Genomic DNA, 25,343 nt, shown 5'->3' with positions numbered 1-25,343 from the left:
TTGTTAATTTTTATTAAACACCACTAAAAGCACTAAAGCCACCATCCACAGGAATCGTAATACCCGTAACAAATTTTGAAGCATCAGAACATAAATAATGTAAGGCACCGTGTAATTCATCAGCTTCTCCAAAACGTTTCATAGGCGTATTATTGATAATTGTGTTACCTCTTTGTGTTAAACTGCCATCTTCATTTAACAATAATGCTCTGTTTTGGTTTCCAATAAAGAATCCGGGAGCGATGGCATTTACACGTAACCCATCGCCATATTTTAAAGCCAACTCTACCGATAACCATTTAGTGTAATTGTCTATCGCTGCTTTGGATGCTGAATAGCCCGCTACCCTGGTAATGGCTCTTTCTGAAGCCATGGAAGATATATTGATGATAATTCCCTGTTTGTTTTTTACCATTTCCTTACCAAAAACAATGGAAGGTATAATACTTCCAAATAAATTTAAATCGACAACTTTTCTAAAGTCGTCCATATTGATATCAAAAAATGATTGTGTCGGTCCCACAGTAGCTCCAGGCATATTACCACCAGCAGCATTTATTAAAACATCTATTTTTCCGTATTTAGAAATGACGGCATCAGACACTTCTTTGAGGCTCTTTTCATCTGTCACGTTACATACAAAACCATCCACTTTTTTACTGATGGATGACATGCGTTTTACCGTTTCATCAACCGTATCTTTTTTGTAATGTAAAATAATGACAATGGCACCGTTTTTTAATAAATACTCGGCCATACTACCACCTAGTACACCACCTCCGCCTGTAACAAGGACTACTTTGTTTTCAATATCGAATAAATTCATTTAAATTTTATTTTATAATCTATGCAAATTTAAACATAACTTAAATTAATACCATCTTGTTTTAGATAAATAAGAGGTTTAGTTAGATAAAAATATATAGGGTTATGGTTAAATCTACCAAAAATTAATTTAATAGCATATACGCCCCAATACCCGCAAGGTATCCAAGAATAGCTACAAATGATATCTTTTTTACGTACCAAATAAAATCAATTTTAAAAATTCCCATAATGGCAACTCCAGCGGCTGAACCAATAATTAAAATACTGCCGCCTGTTCCAGCACAATAGGCCAAGAGTTCCCAAAACACACTATCTACTGCATATGTTTCTAAAGGATACATGCCCATAGCCGCTGCCACCATTGGTACGTTATCAATAATAGAAGATAACAACCCTATTAATAAATTAATAGCATAGACACTATCAAAATTAGCATCCAAAACTTGGGACAGTTGCAATAAATGCCCTCCTACTTGTAAAGCTGCTACAGCCAATAATATTCCTAAAAAGAATAGTATACTTGGAGTATCAATACGCGTCAGAATGGCTGAGATTGAAAGTGATTTTTTATGCTCTTCATTCTTTTTCATGTGTAAAACCTCTGTTAAAATCCACATGATGCCTAACCCAAATAAAATACCCATAAAAGGAGGCAAATGTGTGACCGTTTTAAAGATGGGAACAAACAATAATGCTGACACTCCAGTTGCAAAAACGATTGTTTTATCAAATGTACTTATCTCATTTTTTGTATGGCTTGCTCCTAAATGATTATCCATTATGGCAACATCCCCTTTTAGTTTTGAGCTCAAAATTGCTAAAGGTATAAGTGTAGATACTAAGCTAGGAATAAAAATAGCGGTAACAATATTTGAAGCCGTAATTTGGCCACCTATCCATAACATAATGGTAGTTACGTCGCCTATAGGTGACCAAGCACCACCAGCATTGGCGGCTATGATCATCATGGAGGCAAAAATCCATAAATCGTTTTTATCTTTTATCATTTTTCTTAAAACCGCTGCCATAACAATAGCAGTCGTCAAATTATCCAAAGCAGCTGATAGGAAAAACGTTATAAAACTTAATATAATAAGTAAATGGCTTTTTTTCTTTATCTTAATCTTATCAGTGATTAATCCGAACCCTTCATGGGCATCCATGAGCTCTACAATGGTCATGGCTCCTAAAAGAAAAAACAAAATTTCTGAAATCTCTCCAACGTGCTCTAAAAGTGATTCCGAAATAAAATGGGAAGCTTCAATGCTTTCAAAATGGGGAAAAATCGTGGCGCTTCCAAAAACAAGTAGTGTCCAACACAGCACCCCTAAAAGCAATGCTGTTGCTGTTTTGTTTACATTAATATTATGTTCTAAGGCTATCGCAAGATATCCTATAACGAAAATGATGATTATGGCTATATACATATTGGGTTAGTTAAATTTTTAAGTAGAATGTTGTGTTTATATTGATTTAGATTGTAGAAAATCTAGTACTTTTTGATTGAAGTAAACATGTATTATAAATTAGTGTGTTACCATTTTTTATACCTCAATCCATTTAAGTGAATTTGCCCGTAATTTTACGTAAATTTTCTTTATCTTTTTTTAATAACACAAAATAAATATTTGTTAAAAAAAGAAGCCAAATAAACTACTAAATTTGTAACATATTTGATTTTTAAAAAAGTATATATCACTAATTTTGAAATCATTATATCCATCGGAAAAAGATATTAATTCACCATGATATTAAAAACCTTATTATGACCAAAAAATATCAAGCCAAAGTATCTTATATCATGTTGGTTGTGATATTTTTGTTGTTTTTTATTCCTTTAATCTTTGGAGCTATAAATAATGGCATTCATAAAGAGTTTTATGTCTTAATAGCAATTTTAGTTCCTTCTTATCTTTTTATTTTAAATATCTTTTTGGGGACTGAATATTGGATTGACAATGATGTACTCAAAATTAAATGCGGATTCCTATATACCAAAAGTATAAGCATTCATGAGATAAAAACCATCTCAAAAACAAATAGCCTCATATCTTCTCCCGCCCCTTCACTTGACAGAATTGAGATTACCTATGCCAAATTCGATGATATCATTATATCTCCCAAAGACAAGGTTACTTTGGCTAAAGATTTAACGCTTATCAATCCGAATATCAAGAATCATATTACTGAAAACTAAAGCTTTGTTTCCGACTTCTACATTGGAAACAAAATGAGAGATTAAAGAAGTGAAATTGATACTTACATCAGCTAAAAATTTTAATGATAGATTTTATCGCATTAGTGATAATTTTTTAAAGTGCATGTTTCATATTTGATATCTTTTTCACATTTATTTAACGCTGTTTAGAATGAATTTTTATAACCTTGTTAATGCTTAAATGTATGTTCTTATTTAGAAAATTACTTACTATTAATTTAAGCCATAAACCAACTATTATATTTTAAACCATGAGACATTTTCTAATTGTTCTATTTCTATTTACATCAGTATTGCATTCCCAAATGGAAGTAAGTAGTAACGTTAAAAACAAAAAACAGTACTTTTCAATTGTAGAAGGAACTACAACTGCAAACATTTTATATGATCCGTCAGATTATATATTGATTCAAAAATCGGCCACATTTCTTGCTGGTGATATTGAAAAAGTGACGGGTAAAAAACCCGAAGTTTTATCTTCAAGCAACCAAGCTACAGGTAATTTAATCATTATTGGAACTATTGGAAGCAGTGCTATAATTGATCAATTAATAGCTTCCAAAAAATTAAATGTGGATGCCATACGTGGTCAATGGGAAAGATTCATTATTCAAACCATTCAGAATCCATTGCCCAATGTAAAAGAAGCTTTGGTAGTGGTTGGTAGCGACAAACGAGGTGCTGCTTACGGAACATTTACCATTTCAGAAGAAATAGGCGTTTCCCCGTGGCATTGGTGGGCAGATGTGGCAGCTAAAAAAAGCGACAACCTCTTTGTTAAAAAAGAAAAATTCGTTTCAAAAGGGCCATCGGTAAAATACAGAGGTATTTTTCTTAATGACGAAGCTCCCGCTTTAACGGGATGGGTCCAGGAAACATTCGGTAGTTTTAATCACGAATTCTACGAGAAAGTTTTTGAATTACTTTTACGCAACAAGGCCAATTATTTATGGCCAGCCATGTGGCAACCACGAGCTTTTGCTGTTGAGGATCCTTTAAATGCACAAACTGCGGATGAATATGGTATCGTCATGTCTACCAGCCATCATGAACCCATGATGCGTGCCCATGAAGAATGGGGCGCTAACGGCGGTGGCGCATGGAATTACGAAACCAACAAAGCAGAACTTCAAAAATTTTGGCGAGGCGGTATTGAGCGTATGGGAAACCATGAAAGCGTCGTTACTATGGGAATGCGTGGTGATGGCGATGAAGCCATGAGTGAAAACACGGCGGTAGATTTGTTAAAAAACATCATTTCAGACCAACGACAAATCATTGCTGATGTCACAGGAAAACCTGCGGAACAAACACCACAAGTGTGGGCCATTTACAAGGAAGTACAAGATTACTACGATAAAGGCATGCGCGTTGATGACGACATTACCATTTTATTTTGTGATGATAACTGGGGCAATATCCGTATTCTACCTAAAAAAGAAGATTTGAATCACAAAGGCGGGTATGGCATTTACTACCATTTCGATTTTGTTGGAGGTCCTGTGTCCTATCGATGGTTAAATGTGACGCAAATTGAACGTGTTTGGGAACAAATGAATTTAGCTTACGAATGGGGCGTGAAAGATTTATGGATTGTTAACGTAGGTGACTTAAAACCAATGGAATTACCCATTAGTTTTTTCCTTGATTTTGGTTGGGATGCTGAGATGAAAGCTTCCGATTTACCTAACTACTATTTAAATTGGTCAGATCAACAATTTGGAAGTGATCACGCGATAGACATCGCTGAAATTTTAGCCCTAAGTACAAAATACAGCGCCAGACGAACTCCCGAAATGCTAAAACCCGACACCTATAGTTTGGATAATTACAGGGAAGCTGATAGAATTTTAGAAGAGTACACACAACTTCTTGACAGAAGCAAAACCATTTATGACAAACTTTCCAAAAATTATAAATCGGCATACTATCAATTAGTCCATTACCCTATTGAAGCCTTAAAAAATCTAAATGAGATGTATATTTCTACTGGCAAAAATAAATTATATGCCAGTCAAAATAGAGCGTCAACAAATCTTTATGCAGACAAAGTAAAAGAAACCTTTTTTAAAGATGCAGACCTTAACAAATACTACCACGAGACCTTATCCGATGGTAAATGGAACCACTTTATGTCGCAAACACGCATTGGTTACAATAGTTGGAGCAACCCTCCGGTAAATAAAATGCCCGAGGTAACTTATATCCAAGTCCCTAATACTGCTGGACTTGGCTATGTTGCTGAACATGGTGTTGGCAGGGGTCGCTTTAGCCGCTCTGGTTTGTTTGCCACTAGCCTTCCCAAGTTCGATCCCATAAATAATCAATCCTACTATCTAGAGATTTTTAATACGGGAAGTGATAAGTTATATTATTCCCTACAAGCAAAGGACAATTGGGTAAAACTATCTTCTGAAAAAGGAACTGTGACACATGAAGAAAAAGTTTTTGTCTCTATCGATTGGGATAAAGCTCCTAAAGGGATTAATACATCTGAAATTGTGATATCTGGTGCTGGAAGGAAATACAAAGTAGAGGTTCCTATCCGTAACGATTTGACTATTGCCGTTGGTTTTATAGAAAACAATGGAGTGGTTTCTATTGAAGCTGCAAATTATACTAAGAAACTCGATTCTAAATCAATCAATTGGACCGTAGTTCCTAACATGGGTAGAACCAATGCTTCCGTAACGATTGAACCTGCAAATGCAGAAAGACAAACACCAAGTAAAACGTCTCCCAGTTTAGAATACGTTTTTACGGTTTTTGATGGAGGTGATTTAAAAATTGAAACCTATTTATCCCCTTTATTAAACTATAAAAAGAATGAAGGGTTAAAATATGCCATTGCTATTGATGATGAACAACCACAAATCATTAATGTGAATGAAGAAGACACAAAACCTGATTGGGAATATCCAGATTGGTGGAATAATTCTGTAACAGACCACATTAGAAAAAAACAATCAACACATAAAGCAATCAAACCTGGCAAGCATACCCTTAAAGTATGGATGATAGATCCAGGTCTCGTTTTCCAGAAATTTGTAATTGATGCTGGTGGATTAAAACCAAGTTATTTGGGACCTGTAGAAAGTGTTTTCGTAAATCCTTAGAATAAAAATTTATGAAACAAAACAAAAAGTTATAAAACCAAAAAAACCTCACTAAGACTAGTGAGGTTTTTTGTGAGCCCTAAAGGATTCGAACCTTTGACCGCCTCCTTAGAAGGGAGGTGCTCTATCCAGCTGAGCTAAGAGCCCTTAACTCAAAAATATTGTAACAGCAATTAAGCTTTTACTACTTAATATTATTAATAATTAACAAGTTAGCAATCAATAACCATGCTTTTTAACCAAAAATGGAACCTATTAAATAAGAACTTTTGTTTAGTTTTAGCCTTAAACTAAGGCGGTGCAAATATAAATTAGTATTATTTATAAAACAAGATAAATTAATATGAATTTCAACCTAATTGTATCCTGTTACATTATGCATTAAAAATCAAATGACTAAGCTTGTATTTTAATAATTCAAATGATTTTACTTTGTAAGCTTATATATTTGCTTTTACAAAAAAATAGATCACTGAGGCATTCATAAATTTATTTCGTTTCTATTTTAACCACAAAAGCTTTGTCATCAATTTTTTGTTCAGGTGTTTTAAAATGCACTCCGTTAGTATCTAATAAAAAAGGGACTTCGCCTTTGTGTCCTAATATTGAAACACGTTTAATATTGGGGATATTATCACCTAAAATTTTTGTTGTAAATGAGGTTAACGTTATCGGCATGTTATTACCAGGCCATCCTAAAACTATGGCATAAATAGTATTTTTTTTTCTCGTATAGCGAATATCATGTGGCGTATATGTTATTTTATCTAAGAACATACCTGATTTTTCTTGTTTTGTTGGGCCTTCACCAAATACATCCCAAGTACGACTACCATAAATAGCTTCCCCATTTATTTTTAACCAAGCTCCTATTTCTAATAAAACATCTTGTTGGTTTTGCGGAATAGTACCGTCTGCCATTGGTGACACATTAAGCATTAAAGCACCATTTTTACTCACAATATCAGCTAAAATATGTATGATTTCATCAGCTTTTTTTAATCCTAATGTATTGGTATAACTCCAGCTACCAACTGAAACAGTTTCGTCGGTCAACCAGAAATCTTTGGTAATTTTGTTCATACGGCCTTTTTCAAAATCTTCTAGACTTACCGTTTTAGGAAATTCACCTTCTTTATGAGTAAAAACGACTTGTTTGTTTTTAGCTACGGCATCATTAAAATAATATGCCGCAAATTCATTTTTGTAATTCTCCGGTATTTTTTGGGTTTGACTATCAAAATAGATTAAGTCTGGGCTATAATTATCTATGACTTCTTTAAGTTGGCCGAGCCAATCTTTGTAGAATGTTTCTTTAGGAATATTGCCGTACATTTTTGCCAAAAGTGGATCCTCTGAAGATGTTGGCATATTAGGATTGTACGGAAAATATGAAATACTTTTTAGCCAGTTCTCTGGTTCATCCTTATACAGTTGAAGATTTCTGGCTATATGGAAAGAGGCCACTAATTTCATGTTTTTTTTATGAATGGCTTTACTTAATTCGCCATAAACATCGCGTTTTGGTCCCATATTTACAGCATTCCATGGGTTAATTTTACTTCCCCAATTAGACCAGCCATCATGATGCTCAGCAACTAAACCCGCAAATTTAGCCCCGGATTTTTCAAATAAATCAGCCCAAGCATCAGCATCAAACTTTTCAGCCTTAAACATGGGTACAAAATCATGATATCCAAATGCAGATGGTTCGCCATATGTTTCTACATGGTGTTTATATTCATCTGTACCTTCTATATGCATGTTTCTGGCGTACCAATCATTTGCATAAGCAGGAACCGACATAACGCCCCAATGTGCATAAATGCCGAATTTGGCATCTTTAAACCAATCGGCTGCTGCTTCATATTCCGATAAAGATTCCCAATTAGCTTGGTATTTTGGTTGTTCTTTTTTCTCTTTTTTTATAGCACAACCCATAGTGGTTAGTCCCATTAAAAGATAAATTATTTTTTTCATTTTTTAAATATTATGCAACCACTAATAAGATACCTTAAACACCACAGCAACTTCATTAGGAAACGACTTGGGTTTATTAATCACTAACGAATCCGCTTTTTGCTGCCATTTGAGTTTTTCCTTACTTCCTAGAATTTCTATGTTTTTGATTTTTGAATGACCAGCTTTACCTAATGATTTTATGATGATGTCTTCGGCTGGTACGCCAAGCACCGTTGCATAAAGAATGTTCCCTTTCTGATTAAAGCGAATATCTTTTTCTGATAATTTTACTTTCCCTTCATTGAATCCCTGACTATCAATAGGGTTTATAGAATCCGTTGCAGGACCCTCGCCATAAATTTTCCATGGACGTGTATCAAAAATGCTTTCTTTGTTCACATCCATCCAAGCACCAATGCCTTCCAGAATGGCAACTTCTCTATTATCGATTGATCCATCTCCACGAACTGGAATATTTAAAAGTAAATTTCCGTTTTTACTCACAATATCAATAAGCATATGAATGACTGTTTGCGCTGATTTATAACCATTCCTATCATATAAGTCTCTATTATAATGCCAATCACCAATACAGGTACATGTTTGCCATGCATCGGGTTGTGCTTTATCTGGTGCCCCACGTTCTACGTCCCAAACCATACATTGTTTTTGTTGTTCTGTTAACACTTTTCCAAATAAAACAGCTTCGAGCTTGCCATTGTGGGTAGCCATGTTGTTATTGTAATAATGTGCGGCGATCTTTAGCCCTGCATCACTTACTGGATAAAGAGGAAGCGCTGTATCGTCAAAATAAAGCAAGTCTGGGTTGTATTTATTAATCAGCTCCATGGTGCGGTTGTAAAATCTATCACAAAATTCCTGATCTGGAATGGATGCGCCGTTTTCCCAATGCCATTGTCCCCATAAAGCTTTAATATCATCTTCACTTCCTTTACTAAGTTGGTGGTTTTGGGCATAAAGTTGTTGAGGATCCAGACCTTCCCACCAAGTGCCTTTACCGTCTTCTTTGGTCAGTTTTCCATCATAAGGAATCCCTGCAAACCCGCCTTTTATATCCGAACGTTGTGAAGTTTCAAACCAAGTCCATGCATGAGTAGCATGCACGCTTATCCCAAAAGGAAGATCATATTTTTTGGCTGCTTCTGCCCAACCGGTGACGATATCTTTTTTTGGACCAACACGAACCGAGTTCCATTCTTGGTATTTGCTGTCCCATAAATCCAGATTATCATGATGGTTTGCCATAGCAAAGAAATATTGGGCACCTACTTTTTTGTAAAGGGCGACTAATTTTTCCGGATCCCAATTCTCAGCTTTCCAATCGTTGATAACGTCTTTGAAGCCTACTTTAGATGGATGTCCGTAATTTTCGACATGCCATTTATTTTGATCACTTCCTTCATCATACATAAACCTGCCATACCAGTCGCCTTGCTCGGGCTGGCATTGTGGTCCCCAATGTGCCCAGATTCCAAACTTGGCATTGCTATACCATTCGGGCACTTCATATTGCTGAAGGGATTCCCATGTTGGACTGAACTTTCCTGAAGCGACAGGTTCTTGGTCTGTATTAACAATTACCTGAGGATTTTCCTGAGACATGACACTCAATGGGAACAAGACCCCTAAAATTATTAGTTTATTAATTTTCATTTGTTTCTTTGAATTATGTATTTGAATATTATTATCAATCTTTTATGATTGGGGAATACTTAAAATTTTTAAATATCACTTCTCTTTCCTTGGAAAGAAAATAAATATTACTATTCTGTCCAAACGACAACTCCTGCAGGTTTTATGGTTTTTTCACCAACAAGGATTTTTGCAGATTCGGGAATGTTCATATTGTAGATTTCGGATGAATAATTCACCGCAAAATGAAATCCATCGCGCCAATAGACGTAAACTCCTTCTGGATAGTCTTCCGTAGTAACTCCAGCATCCTTATAAATGTTCTTTAAAATATCTTTTTCCAATTTTGAATCATCCGTATCTACACCAATGTATGTTACAGAACCTTTCCCAATTTTATGTCTTACTACAGCGGCTTTTCCTTTATAAAATTGGTCGTTGTAGGTTGCAAGCACTTCTGTTCCTTTTTCAGGCGTAAGCAAATCGGCCCAGTTATTCCAATTGTAATGGGTAGAATTCATTAAAACGTCTCCATTTTTATAAGATGAAAGCATATCGGTGGACTCAATATGTGCGCCTATGAAATCAGAAATTGGTGCTGCCAATTCGCCTTCCCAGATATGCGCCTCACGGTTTCTTGTTGCGGTACGGCACGTTAAAATCAAATGCCCCCCATTAGTTACATAATTTTTCCATTTTTTAACCAAAACTGAATCTATCAGGTCATAAGCTGGCACAATCAAAAATTTATATTTTGAGAAATCCGTTTCCTCTGAAATCACTTCAGAAGGAGCTCCAAGAGATTTGCCTAATTCCAAAAACTTAACAGGATAGCCCCATGAATCCCATTGATGGGTCAATTTTTGTCTGTCAATAGCCCAATAATTCTCAAGGTTCCAAAGAATGGCTGTTGATCTTGCCGCCAATTTTTCAGGCATCTTTTTATTAGGTTTGTATTGCTTACGAAGTGATTTTACCTCCTTCATAAATTGCATATATTCTTCACCTCCTGGTGAAGGTGTTACCCCATCTGGCTTCATGATACCTGAATGATACTGCTCAGAACTATAATTAATTTGACGAAATCTATACGAGCAGGCAAATTTACCGCCTGCTGCAAAGGTGTGGTAAAGCCACATACGCACTGTACCTGGTAGTAGTAAAGGATTATAGCTCCCCCAATTAACGGGGCCAGGTTGAATTTCCATAACTCCTGAAATACCCCCAACCGATTTATAATATTCGGATGCAAAAAGAATGGCTTTACCATCCCCTAATCTGAAACCCTGTTCGCCGATATTGTTACTTCCTCCATTAGGATAGGCCGTATAAGCGGCAAAATCAAGTTTGTTAGTTCTTCTTGGGTCAGCACTGGTAGATATGGCCGTATAATTTGTTGTTATGTATTGATTATTTAAAATATGCTCCCTTAAAATCCCTGCTTGTAAATCAAGAAAATTGGCCTGACAATCTGCTGAATAACGTTTAAAATCAAGTAACGCATGAGGGTTATTGCCCCACCACCCTACTAAGTTGGTATTAGGTATTACAACCTCATCGAAACTATTGAACCTTTGGCTCCAAAAGGCTGTTCCCCAAACGGTATTTAATGTTTCTATAGTTTGATACTTATTTTTCAACCATTTTCTGAATGCTTCTTGGGAATCTGGGCTATAATCAGCAATTGCCGGTGGTTCATTGTCAATTTGCCATCCCACCACGTTCTTGTTCTGTCCATAACGTTTAGCTATTTCAGCAACAATCCTCTCAACAAACATGCGGTATTTAGGATTAACGGTAGATCCTAACCCCCGGGTACCATTCTCTGCACGAATATAATGGCCATCCATAATAAACGTTTCAGGATAATTGACGCGCATCCATGTTGGTGTGGTTGCCGAAGGCGTACACATAACTATTTTTAAGTTATTTTTTACGCAAAGATTCACAACTTTATCCAACCAAGTGAAATTGAATGTGCCTTCAACGGGTTCCATTTTATACCAAGCAAACTCAGCGAGATGCACAAACTCATATCCCATATCCGCTATATTTTTAATATCGCGTTCCCATTGGTTTTCGTTCCAATGTTCGGGGTAATAATAGATACCTGTGGTTATGAGGTCTTTTTCTGGAAAAAACCTGTTGGCGTTTTGCGATTCCACATGCCATCCCGCAATTATCATTACCAGAATTAATAATGTTTTACAAATTTTTATCTGATTAGAATTGTTTTTCATTTTGCTTTATTTCAATTTATCTTAATTTTCAAGTTTTATGCTTTCCTTTTTTAGTTTAATAAATTCCCTGCGAGAGGAATCTTTTGCCATCATTCCATTTTGATTTTCCATATTTGAATTCATCCTTTTACTCATAGAAAACCCCTCGCTCTAAGCCACTTTTTGCAAGCATCTGGCCATGAAGACTCCGTGTTTTCCGTTCTTCCAAGTCCGTATCCATGGCCACCAGATTGATAAATATGTAGTTCACAAGGAACATGGTATTTTTTCAAGGCCAATGCATACCCAATGCTATTTTGCACTGGTACCGCTCCATCATCCATGGAATGAACCAGAAATGCCGGTGGTGTTTCTTCATTTACCTGTAACTCATTTGAAAAATGCTTTTTTCGCTCTATAGATGGATTATCTCCCAATAAATTCACTTGAGAACCTTTATGCGTGATGTCTTCTTCCATAGATATGACTGGATAAATCAATAGTGAAAAATCGGGACGGGCACTGGTAGAGTCCGTTACTTCATATACTTTTTCATTAAAATGAGTTGATAGTGTGGATGCCAGATGTCCACCTGCTGAAAAGCCCATGATTCCAATTTTTGTAGAATCGATACCCCATTCTTTTGCAATACGGCGCACACTACGAATCGCTTCCTGTCCATCCTGCATAGGACCCAAAGATTTATCAACCATAAGAGCATCATTGGGCAATCGGTATTTCAATACAAAAGCGGTAATCCCCAAACCATTCAACCATTTGGCTACCTGCACTCCTTCATGATCAATGGCAAGCCCCCAGTAACCACCGCCCGGACATATAATGACTGCCGTACCCGTTGCCATTTCTTTAGGAGCGGGATACATATCAAGTGTAGGGTTCGTAACAAATCGCATCTTTGTCCAATTATCTGCTGAATCAACAATTTGTTTGTATTCCGTATTGATAATTGCTCCAGGAACTTTTCCGTTCCAAAGATCAATAACCTTACTTTGACCAAAAAAATTACCCGAAACTATTATCAGGCAGATAAAGGTCAATACTTCCTTTGTACTTTTAATTTTCATTTTGTTTTAAAATAATCCTGCATGATATACCATGCTTTCTTCTTTTCTCCTTTTTCAGATAAGAGCCCTTTTCTATTATAGCCTTTTTGATAAACTTGGTTCATTCTTCCCAATGATCTATAATCGAATAATAGCCAAGGGCACACGCCACTTAAGTTAGGAATTGTATTGAACATTTCTATTTGATCCTGATAAATTTGTTTCTGATATGTTTCCGTCCAGTTGGCAGCTTCATCTGTTGGTTCTGTATCATTTCCATATACAGCCTCGCCTCCAAATTCAGAAATAAACACTGGCTTGTTGGGAAAAGAAATATTCCATGTCACATCAGAAGGTTTTCCTTCCCATGGGAGGTACCATCCTATATATTCGTTAAGGGCAACCAAATCGGAATACTTGTAAAGTTCATCCCTAACGATGAATGAATTATTCGTATAAGATTGCGAATTTATAACATGGGTAATCAATCGGGTTGAATCCAATGTCTTGCATTTTTGAGTGAGTTCAATGAGAGCCTCAGTTCGGTTTGGTGTACCCGGATATGTTTCGTTTGACAGACTCCAGACAATAACGCTACTGCGGTTTTTGTCCCGGCTAACCATCTCTTTGAGCATGGTCTCCATTTTTTGTGGAACAACACTATCTGAGAACTGCATGAATTGATAAATGGGAAGTTCACTCCATACCATCAATCCCATTTTTTCAGCCTCCTTAACTATATTTTCATTGTGAGGATAATGGGCCAAACGAACTAAATTGCATCCCAATTCTTTGGCCGCATTCAATAGTATAAAGGCATCTTCTTTTGAATGTGCTCTAGCGCCTTTATACGGATTCTCTTCATGGATATTTACTGCTTTCAAAAAAACGTCTTTTTTGTTAAGTACTATTTTGCTTCCCTGAACTTCAATACTCCTAAACCCAATACTATCTATAACCACATCAGTTTCACTTTCAATGATGACTTTATATAGCTTAGGATTTTGTGGAGACCAAAGACTGAAATTCGAAGCAAACGCAACACTGGCATAACCATCATCGTTTGCTTTTGTTTTATGGACTTTATTAAGCTCAGGTATTTTAATTGTAACCTTTTGTTTTGCTTTTGTTCCATCTAATTTTACCCATCCCAATACGTTATTTAAGCTGCCTTTTTTTAGTTGAATGAAATAATCTTGTATAAAAGTGCTATTGGTTTCAATCAAATTAACATCACGGGTAATCCCGCCATAGTTAAACCAATCATATCCCGCACTCGGTACGCCATTATTTAAACGTCTGTTATCTACTTTAACGATTAGAACATTATCTCCATTTTTTACTTTATCAGTAATTTCGAATTGAAAAGGGGTAAATCCTCCTTCATGGCTTCCAATTTTTTCACCATTAAGATAGACGTTTGCTAAATAATTTACTGCCCCAAAATGGAGAAATAACCTTTTTTCTTCGTCAGACTTATAATTGAATACTTTTTTATACCAAACATTGCCTTCCAAATAAGTGAGTTCACATAGTTGCGAGTTAAAGTCGCCAGGTACTTTTAACATGGGGCCTCCATCAAAAGAATGCTCAATAAAGTCCGTCTTATTTTGAGGCTTTTTTTCCTTCCAGACCTCTTTCCAGTCCCCTGCTCCTAATGGATCTATAATCACCTGCCAGTCACCATTTAAACTTGTCAAATTTCGAGATTCAATATTGACCATTGCTGTTTGGGACTGTAAATGATTAATCCAAAGGGAAAAGAGCAAAACCATTAAAAAATTTGCTTTAGACCATATTCTCCAACATTTTAAAAATTTGCTTCTTTTTATCATTTGCTTTATATATATTTATTTTTTCTGAAAAATCAATTATTTTAAATTTAAAATACAAGCAGTTTGCATAGCTTTTTTAGTAAACGTTTATTTTAGAAATTTCCAATAATCAAAATACAGAATGTCGGTCTCGACTTCTCCTTTAAAAACAAAATACAAATCGTGGATTCCTGACACTTTTTTAATATCAATTGTTTGTACTGTCCATTTATCATTCCCTGCCGTCATTGGTACATTAACGGTTCCAAGTAATTCTCCGTCTTTAGTGTCCAATCGTATTTCCATAGAAATATTTCCGCTGTGCGTTGTGCCTATTCTTGTTGTGAATTTCGAAGCGCCTTTTTTACGAAAATCCACCTCTTTTACTTTGATAAAAGCGTCATTGTATTTTGCCGTAATAAAATTGCCAACCACACTATCGTTCATTGACTTCACTCCTTCAGACCAAGCAATAGTTTCTGCTTCCGTTTTGACATAAGGATTTAATGGACTTAAACTCTGTTTGATATCTTCTGTCATATTCATTTGCACGATTGAACCATCTTTATTAAACGTGACCTCTTCTACACAAACTGAACGAGTAAAACCGCCACCTCCTGGCAATGCTGCATTGTGATAGAAAAAATAGCTTTTTCCCTTAAAATCAATGATGCCGGGATGATTGGTAAAAGAATTTCCTTGTGTAGGCATGACAACACCTTGATATTTCCAAGGTCCTGGTATACTTTTACTGGTTGAATAACCAATATGTTCCGGTATGGGCCCTGCGCCAAAAAATAAGTAATACAGATCTTTACGTTTATATAACCAGGGGCCTTCCTCATAAGTCGTAGGTCTTATATCATTTTTTTCTCCTTCACGTTTACCAAAAGATTCTATAGTATTGGGTATTTGTTTAACTTCACCCGAATAGGATATCATATCCTCATTCAGTTTTACGTAAAACAAGCCAGGATTTCCCCAAAACAAATACGCCTGACCATCGTCATCAATAAACGGCGTAGGATCGATATCGTTCCAAGGATGATGATTGATAAGTTTACCTCCTATAGGATCTTTAAATGGCCCATAAGGACTATCTGAAACCAAAACTCCTATACCTCCGCCATGCATGGGACAGTATAAATAAAATTTACCATTTCGTTCAATACACTGAACTGCCCAGGCACCATTATCTTGTTTTGCCCAACTAAAATCTTTTAGAGAAGCAACTATTCCATGGTCTGTCCAATTGACCATATCGGTTGATGTATAAAGCAACCAATTGAGCATTTTAAAACCCTTGCCATCGGCATTGGCATCGTCTTCATCATGACTTGTATAAAGATACACTGTCCCGTTATGTACCATTGGTGCCGGATCTGCTGTATAATTGGTTTGCACAATAGGATTTTGTGCTTCTCCAATGGAAGAATTTATGACAGTTATAAGTGTGGCTATAAGTTTATAGGTATGTTTCATTTTAGTTATTTAATTTATATAAATTCTCCGTTAGTTTGAATAGTTATTGATAATTTATCTTAATATTTAATTCTGAACCAATCAAAATCAGCATAACCGCCTATTTCTTTTGTTGCATAATTAAACAAGCCAAAACGATAGCCCATAAAATGTGGAATGTCATATTTCATTTTTAATATATTTCCAATAGGATTCCAGACTTTTCCATCTAAGCTGTACGAGAATTTAGCTTCATCTTTCCCATTAAGAGTGTAAAGGCTAATAGCTTCATCGTTCATGCCGGTAAAATCGCAATCGATTCTGAAGTAAATTTGGTCTTGATCCAATGGAATTCGCTTTACTTCGACAGGTTTATCATTATCAGTAGTGATCATTACTATCGACTTTTGACCCGCATCAATTTTAACCCCCACTAATCCATACTTTTTTTGGAGAACTGAGAATCCGGCAAAATCGCCATCTTTCATTTTGGAAACATCCAGAGCAACAGAAGCTGAGCTGGTTGGACCAATAGTGCGTTGTGTAAGTGTGTTCCTGGCCTGAAGAAAATCAGTGTCGATTCTTCCTGTTTTGAGGCGCAGGAATCCTTTTCTTTCTTTTATTGACCAAAGTTTGTTATCCGGATTATGATTCCATTGCCATACTAAAGGTAGTGCTGCTTGTCTTTTGTTTCGGTTGAATTCATCAGAAGCAACCAAATTCGGAATCAAACCCTTACTGGCTGGCAGGTCTAATGTTTCCGGAACTCGGCCGTTTTCTCCTAATACAGGCCAACCGTCTTCCCATTTGACAGGAACGAGATAAGGAACGCGGCCAACAGCAGCAAAATCACGGAAAAGATAAGAGAACCAACGTCCATCGGGAGTGTCTATCAATCCGCCCTGAGCAATTCCTCTATCCTGAAAGCCAACTTTTCCTTCCCAGGGACCGTTGATATTATCTGCCCTATGTATAATTACAGTTCGCATTTCACCACGTGGCGCACAAATATTAAATAGATAATATTTCCCATTTACTTTAAATAATTGAGATCCTTCAGCTGCAAGGCCTACTTCTTTTCCTGTTGGTGCACTGGCGTTTTCGATGAGAACTCGCTCCGGAACGCCTTGTTTAATTCCTGTTAGATCGTCATTTAATTCAACAATTTTAAGCCTGTCTGCGTCATAAATTAAATATACCTTGCCATCATCATCAAAAAACAAAGAACTGTCATGGAGGGATGGCTTAAAAGATACTCGTTGCCAGTTTCCTTTTTCTATATCTTTTGTTCTAAAAATATAGGTTTCACCTGGTATGTCATGTGCAAAAGTGGTTAGATAATACATCCCCTTGTGGTAGCGCAGACTACTTGCCCATGAACCTCTGCTGTAGATGTTTTTTCCTTGTTCCAAATTTAGCGCTGGCAAATCTGCCAAAGTATCATAGGCATAGTTGATCAGTTTCCAATTGACAAGATCTGTAGATTTCATAATGGGCACACCCGGGTTCATGTGCATGGTCGTACTGGCCATATAATAATTTTTACCAACTCTGATTATCGATATATCAGGCACATCAGCAAAAATAATGGGATTAGTGGCTTGCGCCAAAGCAACGGCCTGAATAAGCAAAACAAGGAAGGTTAAAATGAGCTTATTTTTTTTCATGGGATAAAAGATTAAATTAATAATAGAAGATATTGTCTGTTTCATTGGTATTCTGATATATTAATTGCTTTGCGTTGACTTAATAATTATACTTTTCTCTTCCAATCCATTGGATGTTACCAATAATTTAATTTCACCTGAATTTCTATTACTTTTTATCACAACCAAAGCACGTCCCTTCCAAGCTTTGCGGATATTGCCCACATATAGGTCGGTATGAATTTTCCCTTCGATACTCAAATCGTGAGGCAAATCAAGTTTACGCCAGTCTGAATAATTGAAATCATTTGTCTTTGCTTCAGAAGCATCGCCTAAAAAGAATTTCCAGTCATAATCAAATAACTGTTTTCTTTCCATGCCATTTTGTGCATATCCTGAAAAAAAGCTTATAAATAGTATAAATACTAATACTATTTGTTTTGTAAAATATTGTCTTTTATATGAATTTAAGATCTTCACTTTGTTGTGTTTATACTTATATTTATGATTTGTATTATTGGATATTATATGCTTCATTCGTCGATATGCTATTGTGTAATTATAACAAAGGCTTTACAACATCAACGCCTTGCAGGGAACTATTATCTTATCGCAAAGGAGTTATCCGATACAGTCCCGCACCATGCTGTGGCAATTCTTGCTCAAAGCTCCCATCAAAAGTTCCCATATCTTTGTGATTCCACAAATCGCGCACTTTTACTTTACCTTTTATATTAATAGCTTCAAAGTTTACTTTTACATTGGCCTTGTCAGGCATATTTAATGTTCCTTTATCAACCAAAACCCCAAAATTCACTGAGCCTATTTCCTTTGTTACGTAGCCGGTTGCTGTAAAAGAATCATATCCTTCTGGCAATTGATAAACGATCACAGACTCTCCATGAGCACCAATTCCCTCTCGTGTTTCATTATTTATAATAATTGGGTTATTGTCGCAGGTACGATTGACATTCGCTTCTCCCCAGCCCGAAGTTGCGCCCAGCCATTTGAGGCTAGTCAGTTTTAAATCGCCTTTGGAACCGTGAAGTACTGGATCGACCCAAACGATATGATCCCAATCATTAGTGTTTCCGCCATCTTTCACAAAGAGAACAAGTTTTTTACCACCTTTTACCGATACTTCTATCTTTTGCGAACTTCCTTTGCCAGCAATTATTGGACTGACATAATCGGCATTGTTTAAATCAAGATTTTCTCCCTTGGTTTGCGCATTGAAAAGGGCTACATACTTGTCTTTACTATTAGGCACATCTGCCGTCCACACAATCAGATTCTTTTCGCGCGACACCTGACGGTTATTTATGCTGTGTTGATTTACTTTGAGCATTTCCGGATTGGTGAGCATTTCCTTGGTAAAATCGTCGAGCTTGGTCATATCTCCACCAAAAATAAGTGGCGAACGACCAATAGCCCAAAGGCTCATAAGCGTATATTGTTCGTTTTTGGTGAAATTGGTTGGGCGCGTGAATTCAACAATACCAATGGGTAACATATCGGCATCGGGGAAATGCCCGGGTCCACGAAAAGGTGTCCACACATCCAGTCGCTCAAACATGGCTTGCAACAATCCCCAGCGATCCCAAAAATCGTCGGTGATACGCCACATATTGGCATGATTCATAACATGCTCGCCCATTTTAACTGGCGTTGCTCCTGGCGATAGACTTAACAGGATAGGCCGTCCGGTTTTGTCTATTGCTTGACGAAGAGCCTCAATTTCGGCCTTTTGCACATCATCGTAAGGGCGTGAAATATCGTCGCACTTGATAAAATCCACTCCCCAATCAGCATACATCTGCACAATGGAATTATAGTATGCCTGACCTTCAGGCGTGGTAGCATCAACACCGTACATATCGGGATTCCATGCACAAGTAGAGCTTTTAATGGCAATATCCTGAGCTTTTACGTTTGTCCCGAGTACAGGCGTATTTTTTTCAACAGCCTGACGAGGAATTCCGCGCATAATATGAATGCCGAATTTCAGTCCTTTGGAGTGTACATAGTCTGCAAGGTGCTTAAATCCTTTTCCATCGGCAGCTGAAGGAAATTTTTTTAGACCTGGAGTTAAGCGGCCATATTCATCCATGGTGAGCATCGCCTTCGGGTCGTAAGAATGTCCTTTTGATTCAGGCTCATACCATTGAATATCCACTGTGAGACAGTTGTATCCGCTCGGCAAAAGGTATTTTGCCATAGCATCTGCCTGTTCTTTTATCTGCTGTTCGTTAACGGTTGTTCCAAAACAATCCCAACTGTTCCAACCAAGAGGTGGTGTGGACGCCCATTCGTGATACTTTTGGGCTGTTTGTGCATTTATAACGCTAAAGACAATTGTCAAAACCAAGGTGAGTTTATATTTCATTCTTATTTTAATTAGATTTAAAAAAACAAATATTATAGTTTTTCTAATTTTTAGTTTTTAATTTTTTGGTGTTAGGAACGCAACAAATCCACCTCTATAACCTTATGCTATAATTAACACTATATTATTAATTACCTCCTGCAATAATGGCATCTAACAACGCTTGGTCCTTTACCACATTATTAGCTCGGTCTAAAGTAACACCTACCTCCCACCAAAATGGTAGAAGACCATGCTCTTTAGCCTGTTTAGTCACATAAGTTGCCCAGTACTCCACAGACTTGTTGTGCTTCTCCGTATCTAAAGGAATAGGCTTGCCGGGCTCATTCCGCCTCCATGATGCATACTCGCCCAGCACCACAGGGATACCTTTATCAACAAACTTCTGTTTCATCTTTTGGAATTCATCAAGGATTACATCCTCTTCTCCATAGGTGGCGTTGCGGTCTGGCTCAATAGTGGAGTGGTTCCCTGCTCCCCAGTAGTAAACCATGTTGCCCCAGCTTACATCTCCATCCAATACTATCGTAAATGTAGAAGGCGTGTAGTTATGCACCTCAACCATCAAACGGTTAGGTACTGGGTCTACAGGAAGCGTATTCATCAGATTATAAGTTTTATTAGCGTCAGTGCTAGGTCCCTGCACAACAAGCACCCGGTAACTGTTCCTGCCTCCGGTAGCACGAACTGCATTAACAAATGTCTGGTGGTAACTATCGAGTATGGCCATCTGCTCGGCATCTTCAGCCGGAGGTTCATTTGCGCCTGCAAATATAAGGTGCTCATCAAAATCACGCATGGTTGTAGCAATCTGCTCCCAAAGCGCCTTTTGCTTCGCGTTAACGGACTCTTGCATTGCCGCATTGATATTACCATCCAGCCAACCGCCATCCCAGTGAATATTTAGCATCACATACATATCATTGTCCACACACCATTTAACCACTTCGTGCACACGGTCAAGCCACGCAGGGTCAATTTTCATTTTTTCAGGATCGCTTAAATGGGTCCAATGCCAGTTACAAGGAATCCGTACAGCATTGAAACCTATTTCTTTTACAAATTTCACGTACGATTCGGTAATTTTACTGTTCACCCAGTCACCTTCGGCTTGGGATTCCATGGTATTGCCAAAATTTATTCCCAAATGCATTTTTGCAGCAAGTTCAACGGCATTACTACTCATTCCTGTAGCGTCGGGAGCTTTAGGCGTTAAATTGTATGAAGGATATAAATTACCCGTTTGTGTAACTGTTATACGTCTTGCCTGCCCATTGCTTGACGTCACTGTAATCATAGCAGTACGGGTCAATCCAGAACCATTGATTCCAGATGTTAATGTTATTGTTGCTGTTCCGCTACCACCACTCGTATTGTTTATTTGCAACCAAGAGGTTGCTGGATTAGAAACGGTCCATGTGCCGTTTGTTGTAAGTGATATATCAGATGTTCCCCCATTTGGCTCAAAGGAAACTTCGGTTACAGAAACCGTTAGTGTTGGATCTTCACCCTCCCCACCGCTACTTGAACAGGATACTGATGTTACGATAACACATAGTAAAAGTAAAATTTTGTAAAAATGTTTGGACTTCATTTTTTATTTATTTTTTTAGATTAATAAATATTAAGTTTATAAAACCCTTGGTTTCAGTAGGCTCTCTATTTTTAAGTAAATCTGTGACTCCTAAAAGTCACAGATTTATTAAATTCAGTCCTTGCTTAATGATACCAATAGCGTCTTACTATTTAATTATATCCTGCGATAATGGCATCTAACATAGCCTGATCCTTTACCACATTATTAGCTCTGTCTAACATAAAACCTATCTCCCACCAGAATGGTACAACACCATTGGCTTTAAGCGTTTTGGTCACAAAAGTTGCCCAAGCATCCACAGATTTGTTGTGCATCTCCGTATCTAGAGGAATCTGCCCGTTATACTCAGCAGTACGCCTCCAGGTTCCATATTCACCCAGCATCACAGGGATACCTGCATCAACAAACTTTTTAATCTTTCCGATTTCTACCATAAGCTCATCCTCTTCTCCATCAGGCGCATTGCGCTCCGGCTCAAGAGTAGAATGATTTCCAGCCCCCCAGTAGTAACTCGCTTTGCTGTCCGGATTATATAGTCCATCTTGTGTTAGGTTAAAATGCCAAGGCCCATAAAAATGTACCTCAAGCATCAAACGATTAGGTACCGGGTCATGAGGAAGCGTAGTCGGATTCATCAGCTGAGAAGTTTTAATAATGTCCGTTGAAGGTCCCTGCACAACCAGCACTCGGTGACTGTTCTTGCCTCCGGTAGAGCGAACCGCCTTGATGAATGTTTCGTGATAACTATTAAGTATGGCCATCTGTTGGGCATTGTCAACCGAAGGTTCATTCGTGCCGGCTAAAATAAGGTGTTCATCAAAATCACGCATTTCTGTAGCAATCTGTTCCCAAATTGCCTTTAGCTTCGCATTAATGGTCTCTTGCATTTCCGCATTGACATTACGTTCCAACCAGCCATCATCCCCGTGAGCGTTCAGTATCACATACATATCATTATCCACACACCATCCAACCACTTCTTTCACACGGTCAAGCCACAGAGGGTCAATTTTCATTTTATCTGGATCGCTTAAATGGCTCCACACCCAACCAGTAGGAAGCCGTACAGTATTGAAACCTAATTGTTTTAAAAATTGCACATATGATAAGGTAATTTTACTGTTCACCCATTCAGCTTCGTTTGGGGATTCCATGGTATTGCCAATATTTATTCCCATTTGCATTTTTGCTGCCAGTTGCACGGGCGTGCTGCTCATTCCTGTTGCATCGGGAGCTTTAGGCGTTAAATTGTATGAAGGATATAAATTACCAGTTTGTGTAACTTTTATAATTCTTGCCTGCCCATTGCTTGACGTAACCGTAATCATAGCGGTACGAGTCAATCCAGAACCATTCATTCCAGATGTTATTGTTATTGTTGCTGTTCCGCTACCACCACTTGTATTGTTTATTTGCAACCAAGTTGTTGCTGGATTAGAAACAGTCCATGTGCCGTTTGTTGTAAGTGATACATCAGATGTTCCGCCATCTGGATCAAAGGAAACTTCGGTTACAGAAACCGTTAGTGTTGGATCTTCACCCTCACTGCTACTTGAACAGGATATTGATGTTACAATAACACATAGTAAAAGCAACATTTTGTAGAAATGTTTAAGTTTCATTTTTTATTTGTTTTTAGATTAATAAGTATTAAGTTTAAAAACCGTGTTTTTATTGAGATTCCGTGTTTTTAAGTAAATCTGTGACTCCTAAAAGTCACAGATTTTTTAAATTCAATCCTACTTAATAGTTCCAATGCATGATACTTCTGCAAAACCGTATTTTTATTTATAATTAATATGCAACGGAATTAATAACTGAATTTCCATTCATCGAACAAAAAATCCTCTCCATTAAATACAAAATAGATATTCTCTACACCTTTATCTATTTTCAGTTTTATTTTCTTTGAGAGCGTAGTCCAATCGTTCCCATCACATGTAAGCGAAACAAGAGGAATCCCTTTAAGGTTATTTACATACACATCAATGTTACCTTTTCCTTTTACCCTGGCTTCGAATTTTTTAGGAGTCTGTTTGCTAAAATCGGCTCCTCGCACCATGAGACATTGTTTATCTGCTTTTCCTTTGGCAACCATATTACCTACATTACCAACAGCTTCGAACTGGACTTGTCCCGAAGTGCCCGCAGTGGTTTCTGCTTGCTGAAGAACGAATGGATTTAATGGGTTAAGTTGTGACGGACCTTCAAAAGTAGCTTTGCCCATGGAGATATTTACATTCTCTTCATCCACCTGCATTTCTTCGATACCTACGTTGCGAAAACCTCCCTTAGTGCCAAAATAATCCTGTAAATACATGGCATGATAAGTAATATACCACTTCTCTTTAAATTTGAATAGGTGCGTGTGATTGTTTGTCCAAGGACCCACCTTTTCTTCGCCACTATTATTAAAGTAATTATCACGATACTTCCAACTATCTGGATCTAACGGTGTTTTACTTGTCATATAAGAAATGTTGCATTTGGTTGGTTTGTCAATGTTGCTATAAGGCCATTCAGTGCGTTCATCCCAATTTGTATTATAGGTATAAACCCAAGTTCCATTCATAAAGTTAAGGTCGCTGGCCTCAAAATAATAAGGAGCGGGTATCTTTGCAACATCGCTGGCCAAACTGACCATATCTGCTCCTAATTTGACGATTCTGGCATTATCCGGCATATAAATCGTTTTAGGCGAACCGCCTCCAAAAACCAGCCAGCCTGTACCTTGGTCGTCAATAAGAACTCCAGGATCGAATGGAGCATCGACATCCACACCGGGAATAGAACGGTCGACTATGTTCTTTCCTATAGGATCACTCCACGGACCAACGGGAGAAGTGGAAGTAAGCATGGCTGAGCCAATACCGCTATTGGAGTAATACAAATAGAAGTGCGTCTTACCATCAGCTTCCAGCCTAGATGTAATGGAAGGTGCCCAAGAATTCTGACTCCATGGCGCCAGCTCGGCAGTATTTATGAGCCCATGATACGTCCAGTTGACCATATCATCGGAAGACATCATGACCAGTGTACGGATATGCTCGTATGAATTTTTACCATCCTTTCCTACATGCTCATACTGCTGATGATCATTCGTGGCATACACATAAATTCTTCCATTGTATTCCACCGCTGTTGGGTCGGCCGTAAATATAAAATCCAACAATGGATTCGCATTATTGGAGGTAAGTTTTGGTGAAACATTTGCAAATTTTTCTTCCAAATTTTCATTAACCACTTTCGGTTTATCTGCATTAGCCTGAGCTACTACATCTTTTTGACTTCCCAAAAAAGAGATAGCAAAGACTGTACTTAACAATACTTTTTTTCTAAACATGTTTTATTTATTTTACCCAAAAAACGGATACTCGTT

Annotated in this window: 16 protein-coding genes and 1 tRNA gene; 2 read left to right on the top strand and 15 right to left on the bottom strand. The window is 37.4% G+C overall.

What is annotated here, in order from left to right:
- Positions 1-13: 13 nt before the first annotated feature.
- Entirely contained in the window at positions 14-826 is an 813-nt protein-coding gene (locus tag CDH49_RS09970) for an SDR family oxidoreductase (protein WP_100615367.1), read from the bottom strand.
- A gap of 124 nt (positions 827-950) precedes the next feature.
- The gene (nhaD, locus tag CDH49_RS09965; RefSeq protein ID WP_100615366.1) at positions 951-2,255 is read right to left on the bottom strand and encodes a sodium:proton antiporter NhaD; all 1,305 of its coding nucleotides are present in this window, start codon (positions 2,253-2,255) and stop codon (positions 951-953) included.
- A gap of 338 nt (positions 2,256-2,593) precedes the next feature.
- Here nhaD and CDH49_RS09960 point away from each other — a divergent pair, with 338 nt between their 5' ends.
- Both CDH49_RS09960 and CDH49_RS09955 read left to right on the top strand, forming a co-directional pair.
- A complete protein-coding gene (locus tag CDH49_RS09960; protein WP_100615365.1) occupies positions 2,594-3,025 on the top strand; it encodes a PH domain-containing protein in 432 nt (143 codons plus the stop codon).
- A gap of 272 nt (positions 3,026-3,297) precedes the next feature.
- Positions 3,298-6,162, top strand: a complete 2,865-nt coding sequence (locus CDH49_RS09955; protein ID WP_100615364.1) for a glycosyl hydrolase 115 family protein — start codon at positions 3,298-3,300, stop codon at positions 6,160-6,162.
- Positions 6,163-6,235: 73 nt separating this feature from the next.
- Here CDH49_RS09955 and CDH49_RS09950 read toward each other — a convergent pair.
- From CDH49_RS09950 to CDH49_RS09890, 13 genes are all read right to left on the bottom strand, one after another.
- A tRNA-Arg gene (locus tag CDH49_RS09950) sits at positions 6,236-6,309 on the bottom strand.
- A 342-nt stretch (positions 6,310-6,651) separates the two neighbouring features.
- Positions 6,652-8,142: an alpha-L-fucosidase gene (locus CDH49_RS09945; protein WP_100615363.1), complete on the bottom strand. Its 1,491-nt coding sequence runs from the start codon at positions 8,140-8,142 to the stop codon at positions 6,652-6,654.
- 21 nt (positions 8,143-8,163) lie between these two features.
- Positions 8,164-9,798, bottom strand: coding sequence for an alpha-L-fucosidase (locus CDH49_RS09940; RefSeq protein ID WP_100615362.1), 1,635 nt, complete (start codon positions 9,796-9,798; stop codon positions 8,164-8,166).
- A 110-nt stretch (positions 9,799-9,908) separates the two neighbouring features.
- Positions 9,909-12,017 carry a beta-galactosidase gene (locus CDH49_RS09935; protein WP_100615361.1) on the bottom strand — a complete coding sequence of 703 codons (2,109 nt, stop codon included), beginning with the start codon at positions 12,015-12,017 and terminating at the stop codon, positions 9,909-9,911.
- A 131-nt stretch (positions 12,018-12,148) separates the two neighbouring features.
- Positions 12,149-13,081 (bottom strand): alpha/beta hydrolase, encoded by a 933-nt coding sequence (locus tag CDH49_RS09930; protein WP_100615360.1) that lies wholly within the window; start codon positions 13,079-13,081, stop codon positions 12,149-12,151.
- Entirely contained in the window at positions 13,078-14,835 is a 1,758-nt protein-coding gene (locus CDH49_RS09925) for a glycoside hydrolase family 2 protein (protein WP_239970641.1), read from the bottom strand. The genes CDH49_RS09930 and CDH49_RS09925 overlap by 4 nt, the downstream gene beginning before the upstream one ends.
- A 147-nt stretch (positions 14,836-14,982) precedes the next feature.
- Positions 14,983-16,356, bottom strand: a complete 1,374-nt coding sequence (locus CDH49_RS09920; RefSeq protein ID WP_100615359.1) for a glycoside hydrolase family 43 protein — start codon at positions 16,354-16,356, stop codon at positions 14,983-14,985.
- Positions 16,357-16,415: 59 nt separating this feature from the next.
- Positions 16,416-18,047 (bottom strand): glycoside hydrolase family 43 protein, encoded by a 1,632-nt coding sequence (locus CDH49_RS09915; protein ID WP_239970640.1) that lies wholly within the window; start codon positions 18,045-18,047, stop codon positions 16,416-16,418.
- 15 nt (positions 18,048-18,062) lie between these two features.
- Complete coding sequence (locus CDH49_RS15745; protein WP_193434727.1) at positions 18,063-18,518, bottom strand: hypothetical protein; 456 nt, start codon at positions 18,516-18,518, stop codon at positions 18,063-18,065.
- A 70-nt stretch (positions 18,519-18,588) separates the two neighbouring features.
- On the bottom strand, positions 18,589-20,367 hold the full coding sequence (locus CDH49_RS09905) for an NPCBM/NEW2 domain-containing protein (protein WP_100615357.1): 1,779 nt from the start codon (positions 20,365-20,367) through the stop codon (positions 18,589-18,591).
- A 127-nt stretch (positions 20,368-20,494) separates the two neighbouring features.
- Positions 20,495-21,961 (bottom strand): cellulase family glycosylhydrolase, encoded by a 1,467-nt coding sequence (locus CDH49_RS09900; protein WP_100615356.1) that lies wholly within the window; start codon positions 21,959-21,961, stop codon positions 20,495-20,497.
- 152 nt (positions 21,962-22,113) lie between these two features.
- Complete coding sequence (locus CDH49_RS09895; protein ID WP_239970639.1) at positions 22,114-23,562, bottom strand: cellulase family glycosylhydrolase; 1,449 nt, start codon at positions 23,560-23,562, stop codon at positions 22,114-22,116.
- A gap of 212 nt (positions 23,563-23,774) precedes the next feature.
- On the bottom strand, positions 23,775-25,307 hold the full coding sequence (locus tag CDH49_RS09890; RefSeq protein WP_100615354.1) for a glycoside hydrolase family 43 protein: 1,533 nt from the start codon (positions 25,305-25,307) through the stop codon (positions 23,775-23,777).
- Between the last annotated feature and the right edge of the window lie 36 nt (positions 25,308-25,343).

It is taken from the genome of Confluentibacter citreus (assembly GCF_002807055.1).
Classification (GTDB): Bacteria; Bacteroidota; Bacteroidia; order Flavobacteriales; family Flavobacteriaceae; genus Confluentibacter; species Confluentibacter citreus.
The sequence above is the reverse complement of the archived record's forward strand: the minus strand, read 5'-3'. Positions and strand labels throughout refer to the sequence as shown.

Bases quoted from the DNA above. Each gene is read 5' to 3' on its own strand.
- CDH49_RS09900 (WP_100615356.1), bottom strand. From the start codon at position 21,961: ATGAAGTCCAAACATTTTTACAAAATTTTACTTTTACTATGTGTTATC.
- nhaD (WP_100615366.1), bottom strand. From the start codon at position 2,255: ATGTATATAGCCATAATCATCATTTTCGTTATAGGATATCTTGCGATA.
- CDH49_RS09895 (WP_239970639.1), bottom strand. From the start codon at position 23,562: ATGTTGCTTTTACTATGTGTTATTGTAACATCAATATCCTGTTCAAGT.
- CDH49_RS09915 (WP_239970640.1), bottom strand. From the start codon at position 18,047: ATGAAACAGACAATATCTTCTATTATTAATTTAATCTTTTATCCCATG.
- CDH49_RS09930 (WP_100615360.1), bottom strand. From the start codon at position 13,081: ATGAAAATTAAAAGTACAAAGGAAGTATTGACCTTTATCTGCCTGATA.
- CDH49_RS09935 (WP_100615361.1), bottom strand. From the start codon at position 12,017: ATGAAAAACAATTCTAATCAGATAAAAATTTGTAAAACATTATTAATT.
- CDH49_RS09970 (WP_100615367.1), bottom strand. From the start codon at position 826: ATGAATTTATTCGATATTGAAAACAAAGTAGTCCTTGTTACAGGCGGA.
- CDH49_RS09890 (WP_100615354.1), bottom strand. From the start codon at position 25,307: ATGTTTAGAAAAAAAGTATTGTTAAGTACAGTCTTTGCTATCTCTTTT.
- CDH49_RS09940 (WP_100615362.1), bottom strand. From the start codon at position 9,798: ATGAAAATTAATAAACTAATAATTTTAGGGGTCTTGTTCCCATTGAGT.
- CDH49_RS09945 (WP_100615363.1), bottom strand. From the start codon at position 8,142: ATGAAAAAAATAATTTATCTTTTAATGGGACTAACCACTATGGGTTGT.
- CDH49_RS09955 (WP_100615364.1), top strand. From the start codon at position 3,298: ATGAGACATTTTCTAATTGTTCTATTTCTATTTACATCAGTATTGCAT.
- CDH49_RS15745 (WP_193434727.1), bottom strand. From the start codon at position 18,518: ATGAAGCATATAATATCCAATAATACAAATCATAAATATAAGTATAAA.
- CDH49_RS09920 (WP_100615359.1), bottom strand. From the start codon at position 16,356: ATGAAACATACCTATAAACTTATAGCCACACTTATAACTGTCATAAAT.
- CDH49_RS09905 (WP_100615357.1), bottom strand. From the start codon at position 20,367: ATGAAATATAAACTCACCTTGGTTTTGACAATTGTCTTTAGCGTTATA.
- CDH49_RS09925 (WP_239970641.1), bottom strand. From the start codon at position 14,835: ATGGTTTTGCTCTTTTCCCTTTGGATTAATCATTTACAGTCCCAAACA.
- CDH49_RS09960 (WP_100615365.1), top strand. From the start codon at position 2,594: ATGACCAAAAAATATCAAGCCAAAGTATCTTATATCATGTTGGTTGTG.